General features: G+C 38.6%; 14 protein-coding genes. 9 read left to right on the forward strand and 5 right to left on the reverse strand.

What is annotated here, in order from left to right; genetic code table 11:
• Positions 1–31: 31 nt before the first annotated feature.
• Complete coding sequence (gene aroC / locus HME9304_RS15885; RefSeq protein ID WP_112379507.1) at positions 32–1,096, reverse strand: chorismate synthase; 1,065 nt, start codon at positions 1,094–1,096, stop codon at positions 32–34.
• A 193-nt stretch (positions 1,097–1,289) separates the two neighbouring features.
• Here aroC and HME9304_RS15890 point away from each other — a divergent pair, with 193 nt between their 5' ends.
• Positions 1,290–2,201 carry a UDP-2,3-diacylglucosamine diphosphatase gene (locus HME9304_RS15890; RefSeq protein ID WP_112379508.1) on the forward strand — a complete coding sequence of 304 codons (912 nt, stop codon included), beginning with the start codon at positions 1,290–1,292 and terminating at the stop codon, positions 2,199–2,201.
• Here HME9304_RS15890 and HME9304_RS15895 read toward each other — a convergent pair.
• Complete coding sequence (locus tag HME9304_RS15895; RefSeq protein WP_112379509.1) at positions 2,172–5,084, reverse strand: FAD-binding and (Fe-S)-binding domain-containing protein; 2,913 nt, start codon at positions 5,082–5,084, stop codon at positions 2,172–2,174. The genes HME9304_RS15890 and HME9304_RS15895 overlap by 30 nt on opposite strands.
• A gap of 89 nt (positions 5,085–5,173) precedes the next feature.
• On the opposite strand from HME9304_RS15895, the gene HME9304_RS15900 reads away from it, so the two are divergent.
• A complete protein-coding gene (locus HME9304_RS15900; RefSeq protein ID WP_112379510.1) occupies positions 5,174–5,671 on the forward strand; it encodes a hypothetical protein in 498 nt (165 codons plus the stop codon).
• An 85-nt stretch (positions 5,672–5,756) separates the two neighbouring features.
• Complete coding sequence (locus tag HME9304_RS15905) at positions 5,757–6,866, forward strand: TlpA disulfide reductase family protein (RefSeq protein WP_112379511.1); 1,110 nt, start codon at positions 5,757–5,759, stop codon at positions 6,864–6,866.
• Between the two features lie 66 nt (positions 6,867–6,932).
• On the opposite strand, the gene HME9304_RS15910 is transcribed toward HME9304_RS15905, so the two are convergent.
• Entirely contained in the window at positions 6,933–7,583 is a 651-nt protein-coding gene (locus HME9304_RS15910) for a rhomboid family intramembrane serine protease (protein ID WP_112379512.1), read from the reverse strand.
• 53 nt (positions 7,584–7,636) lie between these two features.
• On the opposite strand from HME9304_RS15910, the gene HME9304_RS15915 reads away from it, so the two are divergent.
• Entirely contained in the window at positions 7,637–8,551 is a 915-nt protein-coding gene (locus tag HME9304_RS15915) for a lysophospholipid acyltransferase family protein (protein ID WP_112379513.1), read from the forward strand.
• Positions 8,552–8,650: 99 nt separating this feature from the next.
• On the opposite strand, the gene HME9304_RS15920 is transcribed toward HME9304_RS15915, so the two are convergent.
• Positions 8,651–9,355 (reverse strand): hypothetical protein, encoded by a 705-nt coding sequence (locus tag HME9304_RS15920; RefSeq protein WP_112379514.1) that lies wholly within the window; start codon positions 9,353–9,355, stop codon positions 8,651–8,653.
• A gap of 154 nt (positions 9,356–9,509) precedes the next feature.
• Here HME9304_RS15920 and HME9304_RS15925 point away from each other — a divergent pair, with 154 nt between their 5' ends.
• Complete coding sequence (locus HME9304_RS15925) at positions 9,510–10,043, forward strand: YybH family protein (RefSeq protein ID WP_112379515.1); 534 nt, start codon at positions 9,510–9,512, stop codon at positions 10,041–10,043.
• A 6-nt stretch (positions 10,044–10,049) separates the two neighbouring features.
• Here the strand turns inward: HME9304_RS15925 and glmM are convergent, their stop codons facing one another.
• Positions 10,050–11,441: a phosphoglucosamine mutase gene (glmM, locus tag HME9304_RS15930; protein WP_112379516.1), complete on the reverse strand. Its 1,392-nt coding sequence runs from the start codon at positions 11,439–11,441 to the stop codon at positions 10,050–10,052.
• A 90-nt stretch (positions 11,442–11,531) separates the two neighbouring features.
• On the opposite strand from glmM, the gene HME9304_RS15935 reads away from it, so the two are divergent.
• The 4 genes from HME9304_RS15935 to HME9304_RS15950 are packed head-to-tail and all read left to right on the forward strand — an operon-like array spanning position 11,532 to position 15,411.
• A complete protein-coding gene (locus HME9304_RS15935; protein WP_112379517.1) occupies positions 11,532–12,125 on the forward strand; it encodes an acyl carrier protein phosphodiesterase in 594 nt (197 codons plus the stop codon).
• On the forward strand, positions 12,113–13,795 hold the full coding sequence (gene ggt, locus HME9304_RS15940; RefSeq protein WP_112379518.1) for a gamma-glutamyltransferase: 1,683 nt from the start codon (positions 12,113–12,115) through the stop codon (positions 13,793–13,795). The genes HME9304_RS15935 and ggt overlap by 13 nt, the downstream gene beginning before the upstream one ends.
• A gap of 12 nt (positions 13,796–13,807) precedes the next feature.
• The gene (locus HME9304_RS15945; RefSeq protein ID WP_112379519.1) at positions 13,808–14,725 is read left to right on the forward strand and encodes an ATP-grasp domain-containing protein; all 918 of its coding nucleotides are present in this window, start codon (positions 13,808–13,810) and stop codon (positions 14,723–14,725) included.
• A complete protein-coding gene (locus tag HME9304_RS15950) occupies positions 14,722–15,411 on the forward strand; it encodes a hypothetical protein (protein WP_112379520.1) in 690 nt (229 codons plus the stop codon). The genes HME9304_RS15945 and HME9304_RS15950 overlap by 4 nt, the downstream gene beginning before the upstream one ends.
• Positions 15,412–15,414 lie beyond the last annotated feature (3 nt).

A 15,414-nucleotide genomic window follows, 5' to 3' on the forward strand; every position in this document is an offset into this window, starting at 1 on the left:
TATTTTGAATGGAAAATCCGCTAACTAAGGATTATATTTTATTACTGCGTGCCAAAAGCATGTAATCCGCCAATACGATGGCCGCCATTGCTTCAACTATGGGCACCGCCCGTGGAACAACGCATGGATCATGCCTACCTTTACCTTGGGTGGTTACTTTTTCACCTTCTTTGTTGATAGTTTCATAGGATTGGAGTACGGTGGCAACAGGTTTAAAAGCTACATTAAAGTAAATGTCCATACCGTTGGTGATTCCGCCCTGAACTCCTCCACTACGATTGGTTTTTGTAGTACCGTCTTCATTGAACTGGTCATTGTGTGCACTGCCTTTCATCAAAACCCCCTCAAAACCGCTACCATACTCAAACCCTTTTACGGCATTTATGGATAACATGGCTTTGCCCAATTCTGCATGTAGTTTATCAAAAACAGGCTCTCCCAAACCAATAGGTACATTTTGGATCACACAAGTGATTACACCACCTACGGTATCACCTTCTTTTTTAATGGATTTGATATAATCTTCCATCTGTCCTGCCATTTCAATATCTGGACAACGAACTGCATTCGACTCTATATTGGAAAAATCGAGTTGTGTATAATTCTTTTCAAGCTTTATTTTGCCAACTTGGGATACAAATGCATTGATTTTTACATCTTTTAAAAATTGCTTGGCAATAGCTCCCGCCACTACTCTACTTGCAGTTTCACGCGCGGAGCTTCTTCCACCACCCCTATAGTCTCTAAATCCATACTTTTTGTCGTATACATAGTCTGCATGTGAAGGGCGGTATGAATCCTTTATATGGGAATAATCCTTGGATTTTTGATTGGTATTATATATTGCAAAGCCTATTGGTGTTCCCGTGGTCTTCCCTTCAAAAATACCTGAATATATTTCTACAACATCCGGTTCCTTACGTTGGGTAACAATCTTAGATTGACCAGGTTTTCTTCTTTCCAGTTCAGATTGTATTTTCTCCAAATCCAATAAAATTCCTGCAGGACAGCCGTCTATGACACCGCCTATGGCTTTTCCATGGGATTCTCCGAATGAGGTAAGTTTAAAGAGCTGTCCAAAAGTGTTACCTGCCATATCATTGAAAATTCGATAAGCGGCAAAGGTAGACGTTCTAAACCGTTTTCAAAAACACACTTGCCAGTTAATGTTTACCTAACATTCTTTTATTGTTCTTGTTGATTTTTTAACGATTAACTCATGAATTATTGATTTAAATTTAATTCTAAGTTTATTCCTACACGCTTACTTTGCAATTAAATCAGAAAGATTGAAAAAAAGAAAGATTGAAGTGGCCGTAATTTCAGATGTCCATTTAGGGACATACGGCTGCCATGCTGATGAACTTATCACTTACTTAAATAGCATTCAACCCAAAAAGCTTATCTTAAACGGTGATATTATCGATATCTGGCAATTTAACAAGCGATATTTTCCCCCTTCACATTTAAAGGTGCTCAAGAATATCATTGGCATGGCCTCAAAGGGCACCGAAGTTTTCTATATTACTGGTAATCATGATGAAATGCTCCGTAAGTTCAGTGAAACTTCAATGGGGAATATAAAGATTGCCAACAAGCTTATCCTTGAACTGGACGGTAAAAAAGCATGGATTTTTCATGGTGATGTGTTTGATGTATCCATACAAAATGCAAAATGGTTGGCAAAATTAGGTGGGTATGGTTATAACATACTTATTCTCATCAATAGTTTTGTGAACTGGTGTTTGGCTAAAATGGGAAGAGAGCGCTATTCTTTGTCCAAACGGATAAAAAATGGTGTAAAGGGCGCTATAAAATATGTCAATAATTTTGAGAAAACAGCGGGTGATCTAGCTATAGAAAACGATTATGATTATGTGATCTGCGGACACATACATCAGCCAAAAAAAGAGTATTATGAAAATAATAGCGGTAGTTGCCTTTACTTAAATTCCGGGGATTGGGTAGAAAACCTGACCGCTTTGGAATACTCTTTTAAACGTTGGAGGGTGTATTATTACAATCACGATAAATTGTCCCCTTTCTTTGTGGACGAAGATCTTAAGGAAATGGATATGAACGAACTAATAGCATCCATAACCGATAAAGGAGCTGAGACTGAAGAAATACTGAAAAGTCCGATTTTAAAAAAAGAAAATGATCTAAATTTCTTAGATGATCAAAGCATGGCGCAAGATTGATACTGGATGTTGCGCATCCCTTTTCGTTCCATCCTTTATTTGATGCCTACAACTTGTTCCGTTAGCCGCTATTATAGTTTCTGCGGAACTTTTTCTTACAGCTGGAAATAGTTTAAGCTCTCCTACTTGCATACTGATGTCATAATGTTCCTTTTCATAGCCAAAAGAACCTGCCATGCCGCAGCAGCCAGAAGGTATTATAGTGACTTTATAGTTTTTTGGCAAATTGAGAACATCAAAAGTGACTTTCTGGTCTGATAGTGCTTTTTGGTGACAATGGTTATGGATTTTCACCTCTCTTGTTTCATCGGTGAAACTGGTTGCATCAACAACACCCTTTTTAATTTCCAAGGCCAAAAACTCTTCAATTAAAAAAGTACGGGATGCCAAATTATCCAAGAGTTCCTTGTCGTTATGCAACCTTTTGTACTCGTCCCTAAAGGACAAAACCGCAGAAGGTTCCAAACCAACTATTGGAATGTTCTGGTCCAGAACTTTTTTTAGCTTAACCATATTTCTCTTTACCAAGGACTTGGCTTCCCTTAAAAATCCTTTGGATAAATAAGTCCTTCCACTTTCTACATAAAATAGTTGTACATCATAGCCAAGTTTGCACAACAGTTCAATGGCATCTTTACCTACTTCAATATCCAGATATTTAGTGAACTCATCAATATAAAGGGCTACTCTTTTTAAAATCTGGGTGTTTTCTTGTTTTTTTTTCTTCAGATATTTTTTAAAATTGAAATGATAAACTTCAGGAAGGTTCCGTTCTGTCGCTACCCCGGATGTTTTCTTCAGCAGACCTCCAAATATTCTTGACTTATAGACAGTATTGGTAAACGATGGGAATTTACTGCCCATTTTATTGAATTTTGTATTATAAGCAAACAGTTTGCTGCGCATTGGATAGCCGTTCACCTCTTGATATTGGTAAAGAAATTCTGCCTTTAGAGTAGCGACATCTACATTACTGGGACATTCGCTGGCACATGCCTTGCAGCTGAGACATAAATCAAATACCTCCTTAAGCTCCTTTTGATCAAATTGATTCGGTTTATCTGAATTTGTCAAAAACTCCCGTAATGCATTTGCCCTGCCCCTAGTAGTATCTTTCTCGTTTTTTGTGGCATGATAGCTTGGGCACATTCCTCCTGTCATATTATGACTTTTCCGGCAGTCTCCGCTCCCGTTACACTTTTCGGCAGCTTTTAAAATTCCCTCACTATCCGAAAAATCCATCAAAGTTTTGATGGCTGGTTCTTTCCTATCGATTTCGTATCGCAGGGATTTATCCATCGGAAAGGCATCCACGATTTTCCCCGGGTTAAAAATATTGTGGGGGTCAAAAACGGACTTTATCCGTTTTAACAATTCATAATTGGGCTTTCCGATCATCAATGGAATGAATTCTGCCCTAACAATGCCATCACCATGCTCACCGCTGAAACTACCCTTATACTTTTTGGTAAGTTTTGCAACATCGGTTGTGATGGAGCGGAACAGTGCAACATCTTCAGACTTTTTTAAATTGAGAATAGGACGCAAGTGCAGCTCTCCTGCCCCGGCGTGGGCATAATAAACCGCATCTTGACCATAGTCTTTCATGATTTGTGTAAATTCACCAATAAATTCCTTTAAATCTTCAAGTGCAACAGCCGTATCTTCAATACATGCCACCGCTTTTCTATCACCTACCATGTTGCCCAGCAATCCCAGTCCCGCTTTGCGAAGTTCAATTGCTTTATTGATTTGATTTCCGATCAAAACAGGATTTGCATAGCTCAATCCCGACTTTTCAATAGTATGTAACAATCCTTCCAATTGTTTTTTTAGGTCTTCCTCAGAATTTGCCTTTACTTCCAACATTAAAATTCCTGCAGGGTCACCGCTTACAAAAAAGCGATTGGCCAATTGTGCCCTGTTGTTCTTTGTGCAGTCCAGGATTACTTTATCCATCATTTCACAGGTATGCAAATTGTGCTGCATCACTGGTGCCACATCGCTCAGACAGTCCTCCAATGTTCTGTAGTGCGTAGCGACCATAGCGGATAATGAAGGTGGCAGGTCATCCAATTGCAATGTGATTTCTGTAGTAAATGCCAAAGTTCCCTCACTGCCAGAAAGCAACTTGCATAGGTTAAAATCTTCTCCGTTGGTTCCAAAAACATTGTTGTTCAATAATTCATCTACAGCATAACCCGTATTTCTTCGGTGAATGCTTGCTTTTGGAAATTCCGCATCAATGTTTGTTTTGTTTTTTGGGTTTGATAGTTCAGCATGAAGCAACGAGTAGATTTCGCCCTCAAGTGATTTTTCATTGGTTTTAGCTTCGAATGCTTTCTTGTCCAAATCTGAAAAACAGACTTCACTTCCATCGGATAAAATACAGTTCATCGATACTACCTTATCCCTGGTTACCCCATATTGAATAGATGTAGTACCTGAGGAATTATTGCCGACCATGCCCCCTATCATACACCGATTTGAGGTCGATGTATTGGGGCCAAAAAAAAGACCGTAAGGTTTTAAGTATTGGTTGAGTTCATCACGCACTACCCCTGGTTGAACCTTAATTTGCTTTTTTTCTTTATCCAAATGGATAATTTCTGTAAAGTGTTTGGAAACGTCCACGATGATACCTTCCCCAACACATTGCCCTGCCAAGGAAGTTCCGGCCGTACGAGGAATTAAGCTGATTTTATGCTCATTGGCAAAGGCTACCAGAATCTTTAAATCCGCTATATTTTTAGGATAAGCTATAGCTTTTGGCAGTTTTCTGTATACGGAAGCATCAGTTGCGTATAATGCTTTAGTTAAATCATCTACCAATAATTCTCCCTGTAGATTTTGTGAGAGGGGGCTAAAAAGTAATTTATCCAATCTAGAACAATTTTTGGTTATCTAATTCAGTTGTATTGTTAGAAAGCTTTACAAAGCTATCTTTAAATTTTTAACTAATAGAGAAACTTATGAAGATTACCACATTATTTACGTTCATTTTTTTACTTATTGCGATGACGACTAGCGCTCAGGAAATTTCTGAGCACACACTGGGCCTACGTTTGGGCGACAGTGATGGTTTTGGTGCAGAAATCTCCTATCAGAAATCCATTGGGCGTTACAATCGGGCAGAATTCAATCTAGGATGGCGGGACAGTAGGCGTTTTGATGCTTTCAAATTATCTGGGTTATACCAATGGGTGCATCAATTGGATGGCAGCTTTAATTGGTATTATGGTCTTGGAGGTGGATTGGGAAGCGTAGAATTTGAACCTGTACCTGATAATGATGACGATGATGATGGGCTTTTTGTTTTTGCAGCGGGTAATCTGGGTGTAGAGTATAATTTTGATATTCCATTATTGCTTTCACTGGATTTTAGACCGGAAATTGGACTATTGGGCTATGATGGATTTGATGATGGATTTGATTTTGATATTGCCCTGGGCATTCGCTATCAATTTTAAAATATACTAAAGCTAAACCGTAATTGAAATCAAGGTTTTTATATGCAATAACTAATGAATATCTTTGCGGCTCAAAAAATAACAAATGAAGAGAGTACTGACAATCATTACAGGAATATTGTTTTTGGCATCGTGTAATTCCACACCGGAAGGTTTTACAGTAAATGCTACCGTGACAGGAGATTTAGAGAACGGCACCAAAATATACTTAAAAACGACGGACTCATTGAACCAGCTCGTGGATGTTGATACGACAATGGTGGAAAACGGAACGTTTAGCTTTAATGGCTCTCAGGAAAAGCCTATGCTTCACTATATTTTTGTTGAATCAAACAGGGGCAACATACCATTTGTTTTGGAAAACGGTAATATCGACGTAAAGTTTCAGAAAGATAGTATGAACTATGCCAAGCTCAAGGGAACTCCCCAAAATGAGTTGTTCATGAATTTTTTGGAAGAATCCAGAACGCTCTCAGAACGTGCCAGGTCCATGCAAAATGATATGCGTAACGCTGCCCAGCAACAAGATAGTGCAACGGTTACCGCTCTTAGAGAAGAATATATAGAGTTTCAAGATGAGGTTAAGACATTTAATGTCGATTTTGCCAAAGAAAATCCCAATGCTTTAATATCCGTGCTGATCATTGGCAATTTGATGATGAACAAGAGTATTTCAAATGAAGAAGTCAAAACTATGTACGATGGGCTTACTCCAGAAATGAAAGAATCCTTACCGGGCGAACAGTTAAAAGAACAATTGGAAAAACAAAAGACTACCGATATTGGCGGTGTTGCACCGGATTTCTCAGCACCCACCCCTGATGGGAATCTATTGGCATTGAGTGACGTAAAAGGCAAATTGACACTAATTGACTTTTGGGCAGCATGGTGCAGACCCTGTAGGGCTGAAAATCCCAATATTGTCTCTGTTTACAATAAGTATCATGACAAGGGATTGAATGTAATCGGCGTTTCGTTGGATGCACGTGCCGAGGATTGGACCAAGGCCATTGAAGATGATGGATTGGCATGGAACCATATTTCCAATCTAAAAAGATTTCAAGACCCTGTTGCGCAACTCTATAACATTAATGCAATACCCGCAGCCTTTCTAATAGATGAAAATGGTGTTATTGTAGGAAAGGATTTAAGGGGTCCTGCCTTAGAGGAAAAAGTTGCTGAATTGCTCAACTAGCTTTTACCCTTTAAGGAAAATCACTCCAAAATAATTTTTTGGTTTTTTTGATATATATTATTTAGGTTAAATCTTTCCCATCTTTTCCAAAATGAATAAAATCAATATAGGAACTGCCAAAAGCACAACTATAAAAGTATCGGTCACAAAAAGTTCCGGTTTAAAAAGAAGTGTAACGGCATAACCACCTATTGCACCTCCAAAGTGGGCAGTATGCCCAATATTCCCCAGCCTGCTCTTCATCCCATAAATTGAATATAGCAAGTAACCAATACCCAATACATATGCAGGAAGCGGTATTGGAATGAACATAATACCAAGTTGCATATTGGGGTTCAATAAAATTGCAGCATATAAAACTCCCGTTACCGCTCCACTCGCACCTACGGCACTATAAAATGGTTCGTCTTTGTGGAAAAAAAGCGCCAAGAGACTCCCTCCTATCAAGCTGACAAAATAAATAATCAAAAATTTACCCGCACCAAACCAGTTGATCACTACATTGGCAAAAAAATATAGCGTGAACATGTTGAAGAAAAGGTGCGATATATCGACATGTAGAAAGCCCGAAGTTACCGTTCGCTCCCTTTGTCCAGCTTTTACCCCACCTATGCTGAACTTATAGCGATCAAAAAAAACAGGATCGCTAAAGCCCCTAAGCGACACAAGTATATTCGCTGCAATTATGGCGATAGTAGCAGCGTGCAAATTGTACATAAGCTATTAAATTTGGATTCAAATATAGCTATATTTGCGCACAAGAATTACGTATGCAATTAGTTGTTTTTATCCTTGTTTATCCACTCTTGTGGTTAATTTCCAGACTACCTTTCAAAGTACTTTATGTAATATCCGACATGGTATATCAACTGTTGTACCATGTGATTGGCTATCGTAAAAAAGTGGTCCGTAATAATTTGGCATTGGTGTTTCCCGAAAAATCGGATGATGAACGATTGCACATAGAGAAGGAATTCTTCAAACATCTTTGCGACATTTTCTTGGAAATGATAAAAACATTGGGGATTAGCGACAAACAGATGAAAAAAAGATATGTTTTCGACAATATCGAAGTGTTCAAGGAGCTGGAACGAAATGGAAAAAACATAATGATAATGATGCCCCATTACGCAAGTTGGGAGTGGGTGTTCTCATTAAATTCTTACGTACAATCAAAAGCATATGCAATTTACCAAACCATCCAGAATAAATATTTTGACAAATTAGTACGGGATATTCGCAGTAAATACGGCACTACGCTTATAAGAACCAATGGAAGCCGCAAAATAATAGAAGATGCAAAGAAAAGACATGAATTGATAACTGTGGGGATAATTAGTGATCAATCTCCCATGGTCATCAAAGCGAAGCATTGGGCAACTTTTATGGATATTCTGGTTCCCATTCATGTGGGCGGGGAGGAACTTTGCAAAACACATGATATTGTACCTGTATATTTGAAAGTGAAGAAAATGTCCCGTGGTCATTATCAAGGTACTTTTAAAGTATTGACCGAAAATCCAAAAAGCGTAGAAAATTATAAAATCTCTGAAGCGTTTATCCGAGAAACGGAAAAATCAATACGGGAAGCCCCGGAATATTATTTCTGGACACACAAGCGTTGGAAACATAGAGGAAATGCGCCGAAAGAATTCCAGTCCAAAACAACAACCAGCACAAGCTAAATACAGCTTTCATTATAAAGGTCTTTATCTTTAGAATACTTTACTGTTTGGTAGTATAGTAATAAAGACAAAGACCCTGTAGAATCGACAATTCGTATATTATTTTATACCATAATATTGCATTACAGCATGGTAGTCATTAATATTTATTCCTGCGGATTTTAAATCTTCCACTACATTCCCTTTGCCTTCAAAAGGATTTACTGGAATTATATACACATGCAGGAAATTAAATAGCCCCTGTGGAAAATCAATAGGTTGAAATCCGCTAAAATCCGATGTTTTAATAAAAATTTTGCCAGGGTTGATTTCTATGTCAAATTGATACAAATCGTATCTACCGGGAATAGGGATAAAAGCAGATTCATCTGGAGCAAATTGAATTTCAAAATAAAAGAGTATTAAATTATTTTGTAAAATTTCCTGCGTAAGTTCAGGAACAGCTTCTTCAATTATTGAAGGACCGGCAAGTTCACTAATATCAATACTCAATTTTCCTGCAGAGGTTCCACCTCCATCTCCATCTTCTCCTTGTTCACCTTGCTCCCCTTGTTCTCCTTGCACACCCTGTTCTCCTTGCACACCTTGTTCTCCTTGCACACCTTGCTCTCCTTGCACACCTTGTTCCCCCTGTTCCCCTTGCACACCTTGCTCTCCCTGTTCTCCTTGTTCTCCTGGGGCACCTTGCTCTCCCTGAATGCCTTGCTGCCCTTGGACACCTTGTTCGCCATCTTCCGCGGAACATGAAATAAAAAACACTGTCAAAAACGTAATACCAAGCACAATACCCTTACATAATTTCATATCATAATAAATTTTAGAATTATGATTAAATATCCAGTAAACTTGTACATGCTTATTAAACCAATTGACGTAACCCCTAAATCAATTGACGGTTAGTATCTTTACTATCAATGACATTTGAAATGAAACCTATTTTTAATTCAAAAAACTAAAAATGAAATATTCATTCATACTCTGCTTCCTTCTCATCACGGGATTTTTGAGCGGTCAAAATAACCCAAAAAACATATCAGAAGAACTTCTTGAATCGATTAAAACAGATATTTGGATTCCGTTTATGGAATCGTATGCTTATCTGGATTCAGAAAAAATAAAATCCATCCACTCTGATGATATCATAAGAATTACATTAGACCAAAATACAATTGAAACTGGCAAAGATTACCTGGAAAATTTTGGTGGTTTTATAGAAAACATAAAACAACAAGGCGGAGGTTTAAGCATAGCTTTCGCCATTGTATCTACGGCTGTCAATGAAGGCGGAGATATTGCTTATCAAACAGGTTATTATCGTTTCAGTTCAAAACAAAAAGATGGGAACGAATTAACTGTGAAAGGTTATGGTGAATTTAATGTAACTATAAAGAAAGAAGAGGGTTCTTGGAAACTAACATTGGATTCTGATAAAAGAATCAAAATTACTGATGACGAATTTAATGATCAACAGATAATTTATCAATTGAAGTAGGTTAAATTAGTCAAGACCTGCTATTTCCTTAATTTCTTCAATAATTTTATCCGCAAGGGCGTCCGCCTTTTCCTGTGATTTTGCTTCTGTATAAACCCGAATTATGGGCTCTGTATTGGATTTTCGGAGATGCACCCAATTTTCGGCAAAATCTATTTTTACACCATCAATAATAGATACTTCTTCATTTTTATACTTATCGTGCATTGCGGTCAATAACGCATCAACATCCAAATCGGGGGTCAATTGTATTTTCTTTTTACTCATAAAATAGCTTGGGTAGCTCGCTCTAAGTTCAGCGACCGTTCCTCCTTTTTCTGCCATGAGCATTAAAAACAAAGCAGTACCTACCAAAGAATCTCTACCATAGTGACTTTCGGGATAAATGATTCCTCCATTGCCCTCCCCTCCTATTATGGCATTTGTGGCTTTCATTTTAGTGACCACATTCACCTCGCCTACAGCTGCTGCTTTGTAGGTTCCTCCATGTTTTTCAGTGATATCCCGTAATGCCCTGGAAGAGGATAAATTGGAAACGGTATTCCCCTTTGTCTTTCCCAAAACATAGTCGGCACAAGCAACCAAAGTATACTCCTCACCAAACATTTCTCCATCGTCGCTTATAAAAGCCAATCGGTCTACATCCGGGTCTACCACTATACCAAAATCTGCATTTTCTTTTACGACCAATTTGCAGATATCGCCCAGATGCTCTTTTAGTGGTTCTGGATTATGTGGAAAATGTCCCGTTGGATCACAGTAAAGCTTGACCACCTCTACGCCCAATTCTTCCAAAAGTTTTGGAATGGCAATCCCGCCAGTGGAATTTACACCGTCAACAACAACTTTAAAACCTGCTTTTTTGATAACTTCCTTGTCAATCAAAGGAAGGTTTAACACTTCATCGATATGGACATCAATGTAAGAATCATTTTTTATAACTTCTCCCAAATCATCAACTTCTGCAAAATCAAAATCCTCTTTTTCTGCGAGTTTTAAAATGATAGCTCCTTGTTCTGCATCTAAAAACTCTCCTTTTTCATTCAATAATTTTAGCGCATTCCATTGTTTGGGGTTATGACTGGCTGTCAATATAATTCCGCCATCAGCATTTTCCAAGGGAACGGCAATCTCAACGGTGGGCGTAGTGGACAATCCCAAATCGATTATATCGATACCAAGTCCGACCAAAGTCGAAACTACCAAATTCTGAATCATTTCTCCGGATAATCGGGCATCACGACCAATAACTACGGTCAATTTGTCCTTTCCCGAATAATCCTTTAGCCATGTTCCATACGCAGCAGCAAATTTCACCGCATCAATTGGAGTAAGATTTTCATTTGTAGCACCACCTATGGTTCCACGTATTCCAGAGATTGATTTAATTAAGGTCATAAACGTTGAAAAAGTTTTTGCAAATATAACTTGCTAAGCAGTATTCCGAGTTTTGAATTCGTACTTTTCGGAAGAAAAGAAAATTATTGAATGAATTTTCTAGCACACATATACCTTTCCTTTGGTGATGATGAAATCACTTTGGGCAATTTTTTTGCCGATCATATCAAAGGAAATAAGTACAAACACTTTCCTGAAAGAATTCAAAAGGGCATTTTATTACATCGGGAGATAGATACGTTTACAGACTCACACCCTATTGCAAAACAAAGTAGCAAACGTCTCCACAAAAACTATAGTCATTACAGCAGGGTAATCGTAGACATATTCTATGATCATTTTTTGGCCAAAAACTGGTCGGCCTATTCAAAAGTTGCGTTGTCGAGTTTCGTAGAGAATTTTTATGATTTATTACAGAAAAACTATGCTGTATTGCCCTTACCGACCCAGCGCATTATGCCCTATATGATTTCAGGGAACTGGTTGTTGAGCTATGCCAATTTGGATGGTATTTCAAAAGTTTTGAATGGCATGAACAGGAGGACCAAAAATAAATCAAGAATGAACCATGCCATTTTGGATCTTGAAGAACACTACGAAGCTTTCGAAAACGAGTTTACCCAATTTTTTGAAGAATTGATTATCTTTTCCCACGAAAAATATAATTTCCTATGCGAAAATTAATACTCCTGCTCCCATTTCTCTTACTATTAAACTGCAAAGAGCAACCTGCCCTCCCTACAGGTCTGGTCACTGAAAATGCGATGGTGGTCTCCGCTCGCGTAGAAGCCTCACAAATAGGATCAGCTATTTTAGAAAAAGGAGGTAATGCTTTTGACGCAATGGTCGCAATTGAAATGGCACTAGCTGTAGCTTATCCATTTGCCGGGAATTTAGGTGGTGGTGGTTTTATGGTCTACCGCAAAAACAATGGTGACGTAGGGGGAATAGATTACCGTGAAAAGGCACCGCTATCAGCGCACAAGGATATGTATTTGGACTCTCTTGGCAACGTTGTTCCGGATTTGAGCACAAAGGGTGCCACTGCATCCGGTGTGCCGGGAACCGTTGCAGGGGTAATGGAAGTGTATAAAAAGTTTGGTTCGTTACCACTTGCCGACCTTCTTTCTCCTGCAATAAAACTTGCCCAACGTGGTGTATTGGTTACAGAAAAGCAGGCGAAACGACTGGAGAGCTATAGAGAAAATTTTATTGAGGTAAACGGTGACAGCACAAAATTTGCTGCCCTGTTCAAGCAAGGGGATACCATTAAATATCCTGCTTTGGCAAAAACCCTTCAAAAAATTCTTGAGAAAGGAAAAGACGGATTCTACAAAGGTGAGGTTGCTGAAAAGTTGGCAGCTTTCATGCAAGAAAAAGGGGGATACATCACCGAGGAAGATTTGGCAAAATACGAAGCTAAATGGAGACAACCGATTATCTTTAATTATAAGGACCTTCGCATTATCTCCATGAGCCCACCTAGCAGCGGAGGTGTTACCATAAATCAAATTCTTAAAATGATGGAACCTTATGAGGTTTCTGATTATGGTCATAATTCTGCCAAGACCATCCAACTTTTTACAGAAGCCTCCCGCCGAGCGTATGCCGACAGAAATTATTATTTGGGCGACCCGGATTTTGTGGATATTCCCTTGGACGTTATTCTTAGCGATAGTTATTTAAAAGATCGAATGCAGAACTTTTCATTCGACAAGGCCACCTTATCTTCAGATGTGGAACGTGGAAATGTAGAGATTGTAGAAAGTATGGAAACTACCCATTATTCGATTGTTGACAGTAATGGAAATGCAATTTCTGCTACCATAACCCTTAACGGAGGCTACGGTTCTAAATTATATGTTGAAGAACTGGGCTTTTTTATGAACAATGAAATGGACGACTTCAGTTCCAAACCTGGAGTGCCCAATATGTTCGGCCTTATTGGGGCCGATGCCAACAGCATAGCGGCAGAAAAAAGAATGCTCAGCAGTATGACGCCAACCATAGTAGAAAAAGATGGAAAACTCTATATGGTCGTTGGTACCCCTGGCGGTTCAACTATAATAACCGCAGTGACCCAAACTATCCTGAATGTCTATGAATTCAATCTGAGTATGCAAGACGCCGTAAATGCCCCTCGGTTTCACCACCAATGGTTACCCGATGTTGTAATTTTTGAGCCCGAAGGTTTTTCAACAACTTTGAAAGATGAACTAAAGTCCAAAGGCTATATCATCAATGAAGAGCGGACCCCAATAATTGGAAAAGTAGATGCAATTCGAGTATTGTCCGATGGAAGATTGGAAGGTGGTGCAGATAAAAGAGGTGATGATACCGCGGTAGGGTTTTAAAATGATATAGGAATGGCGTACGATATTGTAATTCTGACCGATCCAAGATATTTGTCGACCGATCCCAATAGCGTTTATGTCGAAAATGTACTTTTAGAAGATAAACTTATCGCCGATGCTCTTGAAAAAAATGGCCTAAACGTTACACGCAAATCATGGGACGATCAAGGGTTTGATTGGAAAACAACAAATTGTGCTCTGTTTAGGGCCACTTGGGACTATTTTGATCGTTTTGAAGAATTTTCCAAATGGTTGAAACGTGTATCGGACCAAACCAACTTTATCAATTCAAAAAAACTTATCGACTGGAATATCGATAAGCATTATATGCAGGATCTAGAATCAAACGGTGTTAAGATTCCAAAAACACTTTTTATTGAAAAGGATACAATAACAACATTGACAGCTACCTGTAGTGAATTTAAAACAAAATTTAACTCCAATGCCAAAAGCTTTGTATTGAAACCTTGCGTTTCGGGAGCTGCTCGACACACTTATAAAATTGATGCTGACCAGATCAGTGGGCATGAATCAATTTTTCAGGAGATGATAGCATCCGAAGCAATGATGCTTCAGGAATTTCAACAAAATATTGTAACTCATGGTGAAATATCAATGATGGTTTTTAATGGCCGTTTCACACATGCCGTATTAAAAATTGCCAAAGACGGTGATTTTAGGGTGCAGGACGATTTTGGAGGTACTATCCATACGCATGATCCCTCCCAAGAGGAAATCGGTTTTGCAGAAAAAGTGGTAAAAGCAGCTCCTGAAATGCCCCTTTATGCCCGAGTTGATATTTTTAAGAACAATCAAGGGAACTGGGCACTGGCGGAACTGGAAATTTTTGAACCTGAGCTTTGGTTTAGATTGAACCCAAAAGCAGCAGAAATTTTAGCACAACATATAAAAGAGCAGTATTTCCCATGAAAAAGCTCTTGAAAATATTGGGAATCCTAATCTTGGGATTATTAATCTTTGCCTGGGTCAAACACGAACCGCTTCCAAAAGGACATTCCCCTTCAGAAGCGGATGTACTTGCAAACAAAATGTTACAAGCGTTAAACCATGAAAAATATAGCGATACCCGCTTTTTGGAGTGGTCTTACCGAAACGGGGCCAATACATATAAATGGGACAAACTAAATGGAATGGTTGAGATTAATTGGGACGACTATTCCGTGCTGTTGAATTTAGTGGATTCGGAGAAGAGCAAAGCAAAAAAAATAGGTGATAGTCTATCAAAAGAAAAAGAAAATAAGGTTATCGCCAAAGCATTGAAAATGTTCAATAATGATTCCTTCTGGTTGGTCGCACCATATAAAGTGTTCGACGACGGCACCCATAGAAACATTGTGGATTTGGATAACGGTTCTCAAGGGTTGTTGGTATCTTATTCAAAAGGTGGTACAACGCCTGGTGACAGTTATCTTTGGAAATTGAACGAAAATTATTTTCCCATAAGTTTCAAAATGTGGGTCAAAATAATTCCTTTGGGCGGGCTTGAAGCTACTTGGGACGATTGGCAGGTAATGCAAAGTGGAGCTTTTTTGCCAAAATCCCATCAACTTGGACCTTTAACACTGGATATGGGTAGGATTAAAGCTTATAATTGACTT

It is taken from the genome of Flagellimonas maritima (assembly GCF_003269425.1).
In the GTDB taxonomy this organism is placed as follows: domain Bacteria; phylum Bacteroidota; class Bacteroidia; order Flavobacteriales; family Flavobacteriaceae; genus Flagellimonas; species Flagellimonas maritima.

What these genes read in the sequence shown, in the direction of transcription:
- aroC (WP_112379507.1), bottom strand. Translation starts at nt 1,096, where the DNA reads ATGGCAGGTAACACTTTTGGACAGCTCTTTAAACTTACCTCATTCGGA.
- HME9304_RS15900 (WP_112379510.1), top strand. Translation starts at nt 5,174, where the DNA reads ATGAAGATTACCACATTATTTACGTTCATTTTTTTACTTATTGCGATG.
- HME9304_RS15905 (WP_112379511.1), top strand. Translation starts at nt 5,757, where the DNA reads ATGAAGAGAGTACTGACAATCATTACAGGAATATTGTTTTTGGCATCG.
- HME9304_RS15910 (WP_112379512.1), bottom strand. Translation starts at nt 7,583, where the DNA reads ATGTACAATTTGCACGCTGCTACTATCGCCATAATTGCAGCGAATATA.
- HME9304_RS15915 (WP_112379513.1), top strand. Translation starts at nt 7,637, where the DNA reads ATGCAATTAGTTGTTTTTATCCTTGTTTATCCACTCTTGTGGTTAATT.
- HME9304_RS15920 (WP_112379514.1), bottom strand. Translation starts at nt 9,355, where the DNA reads ATGAAATTATGTAAGGGTATTGTGCTTGGTATTACGTTTTTGACAGTG.
- HME9304_RS15925 (WP_112379515.1), top strand. Translation starts at nt 9,510, where the DNA reads ATGAAATATTCATTCATACTCTGCTTCCTTCTCATCACGGGATTTTTG.
- glmM (WP_112379516.1), bottom strand. Translation starts at nt 11,441, where the DNA reads ATGACCTTAATTAAATCAATCTCTGGAATACGTGGAACCATAGGTGGT.
- HME9304_RS15935 (WP_112379517.1), top strand. Translation starts at nt 11,532, where the DNA reads ATGAATTTTCTAGCACACATATACCTTTCCTTTGGTGATGATGAAATC.
- ggt (WP_112379518.1), top strand. Translation starts at nt 12,113, where the DNA reads ATGCGAAAATTAATACTCCTGCTCCCATTTCTCTTACTATTAAACTGC.
- HME9304_RS15945 (WP_112379519.1), top strand. Translation starts at nt 13,808, where the DNA reads ATGGCGTACGATATTGTAATTCTGACCGATCCAAGATATTTGTCGACC.
- HME9304_RS15950 (WP_112379520.1), top strand. Translation starts at nt 14,722, where the DNA reads ATGAAAAAGCTCTTGAAAATATTGGGAATCCTAATCTTGGGATTATTA.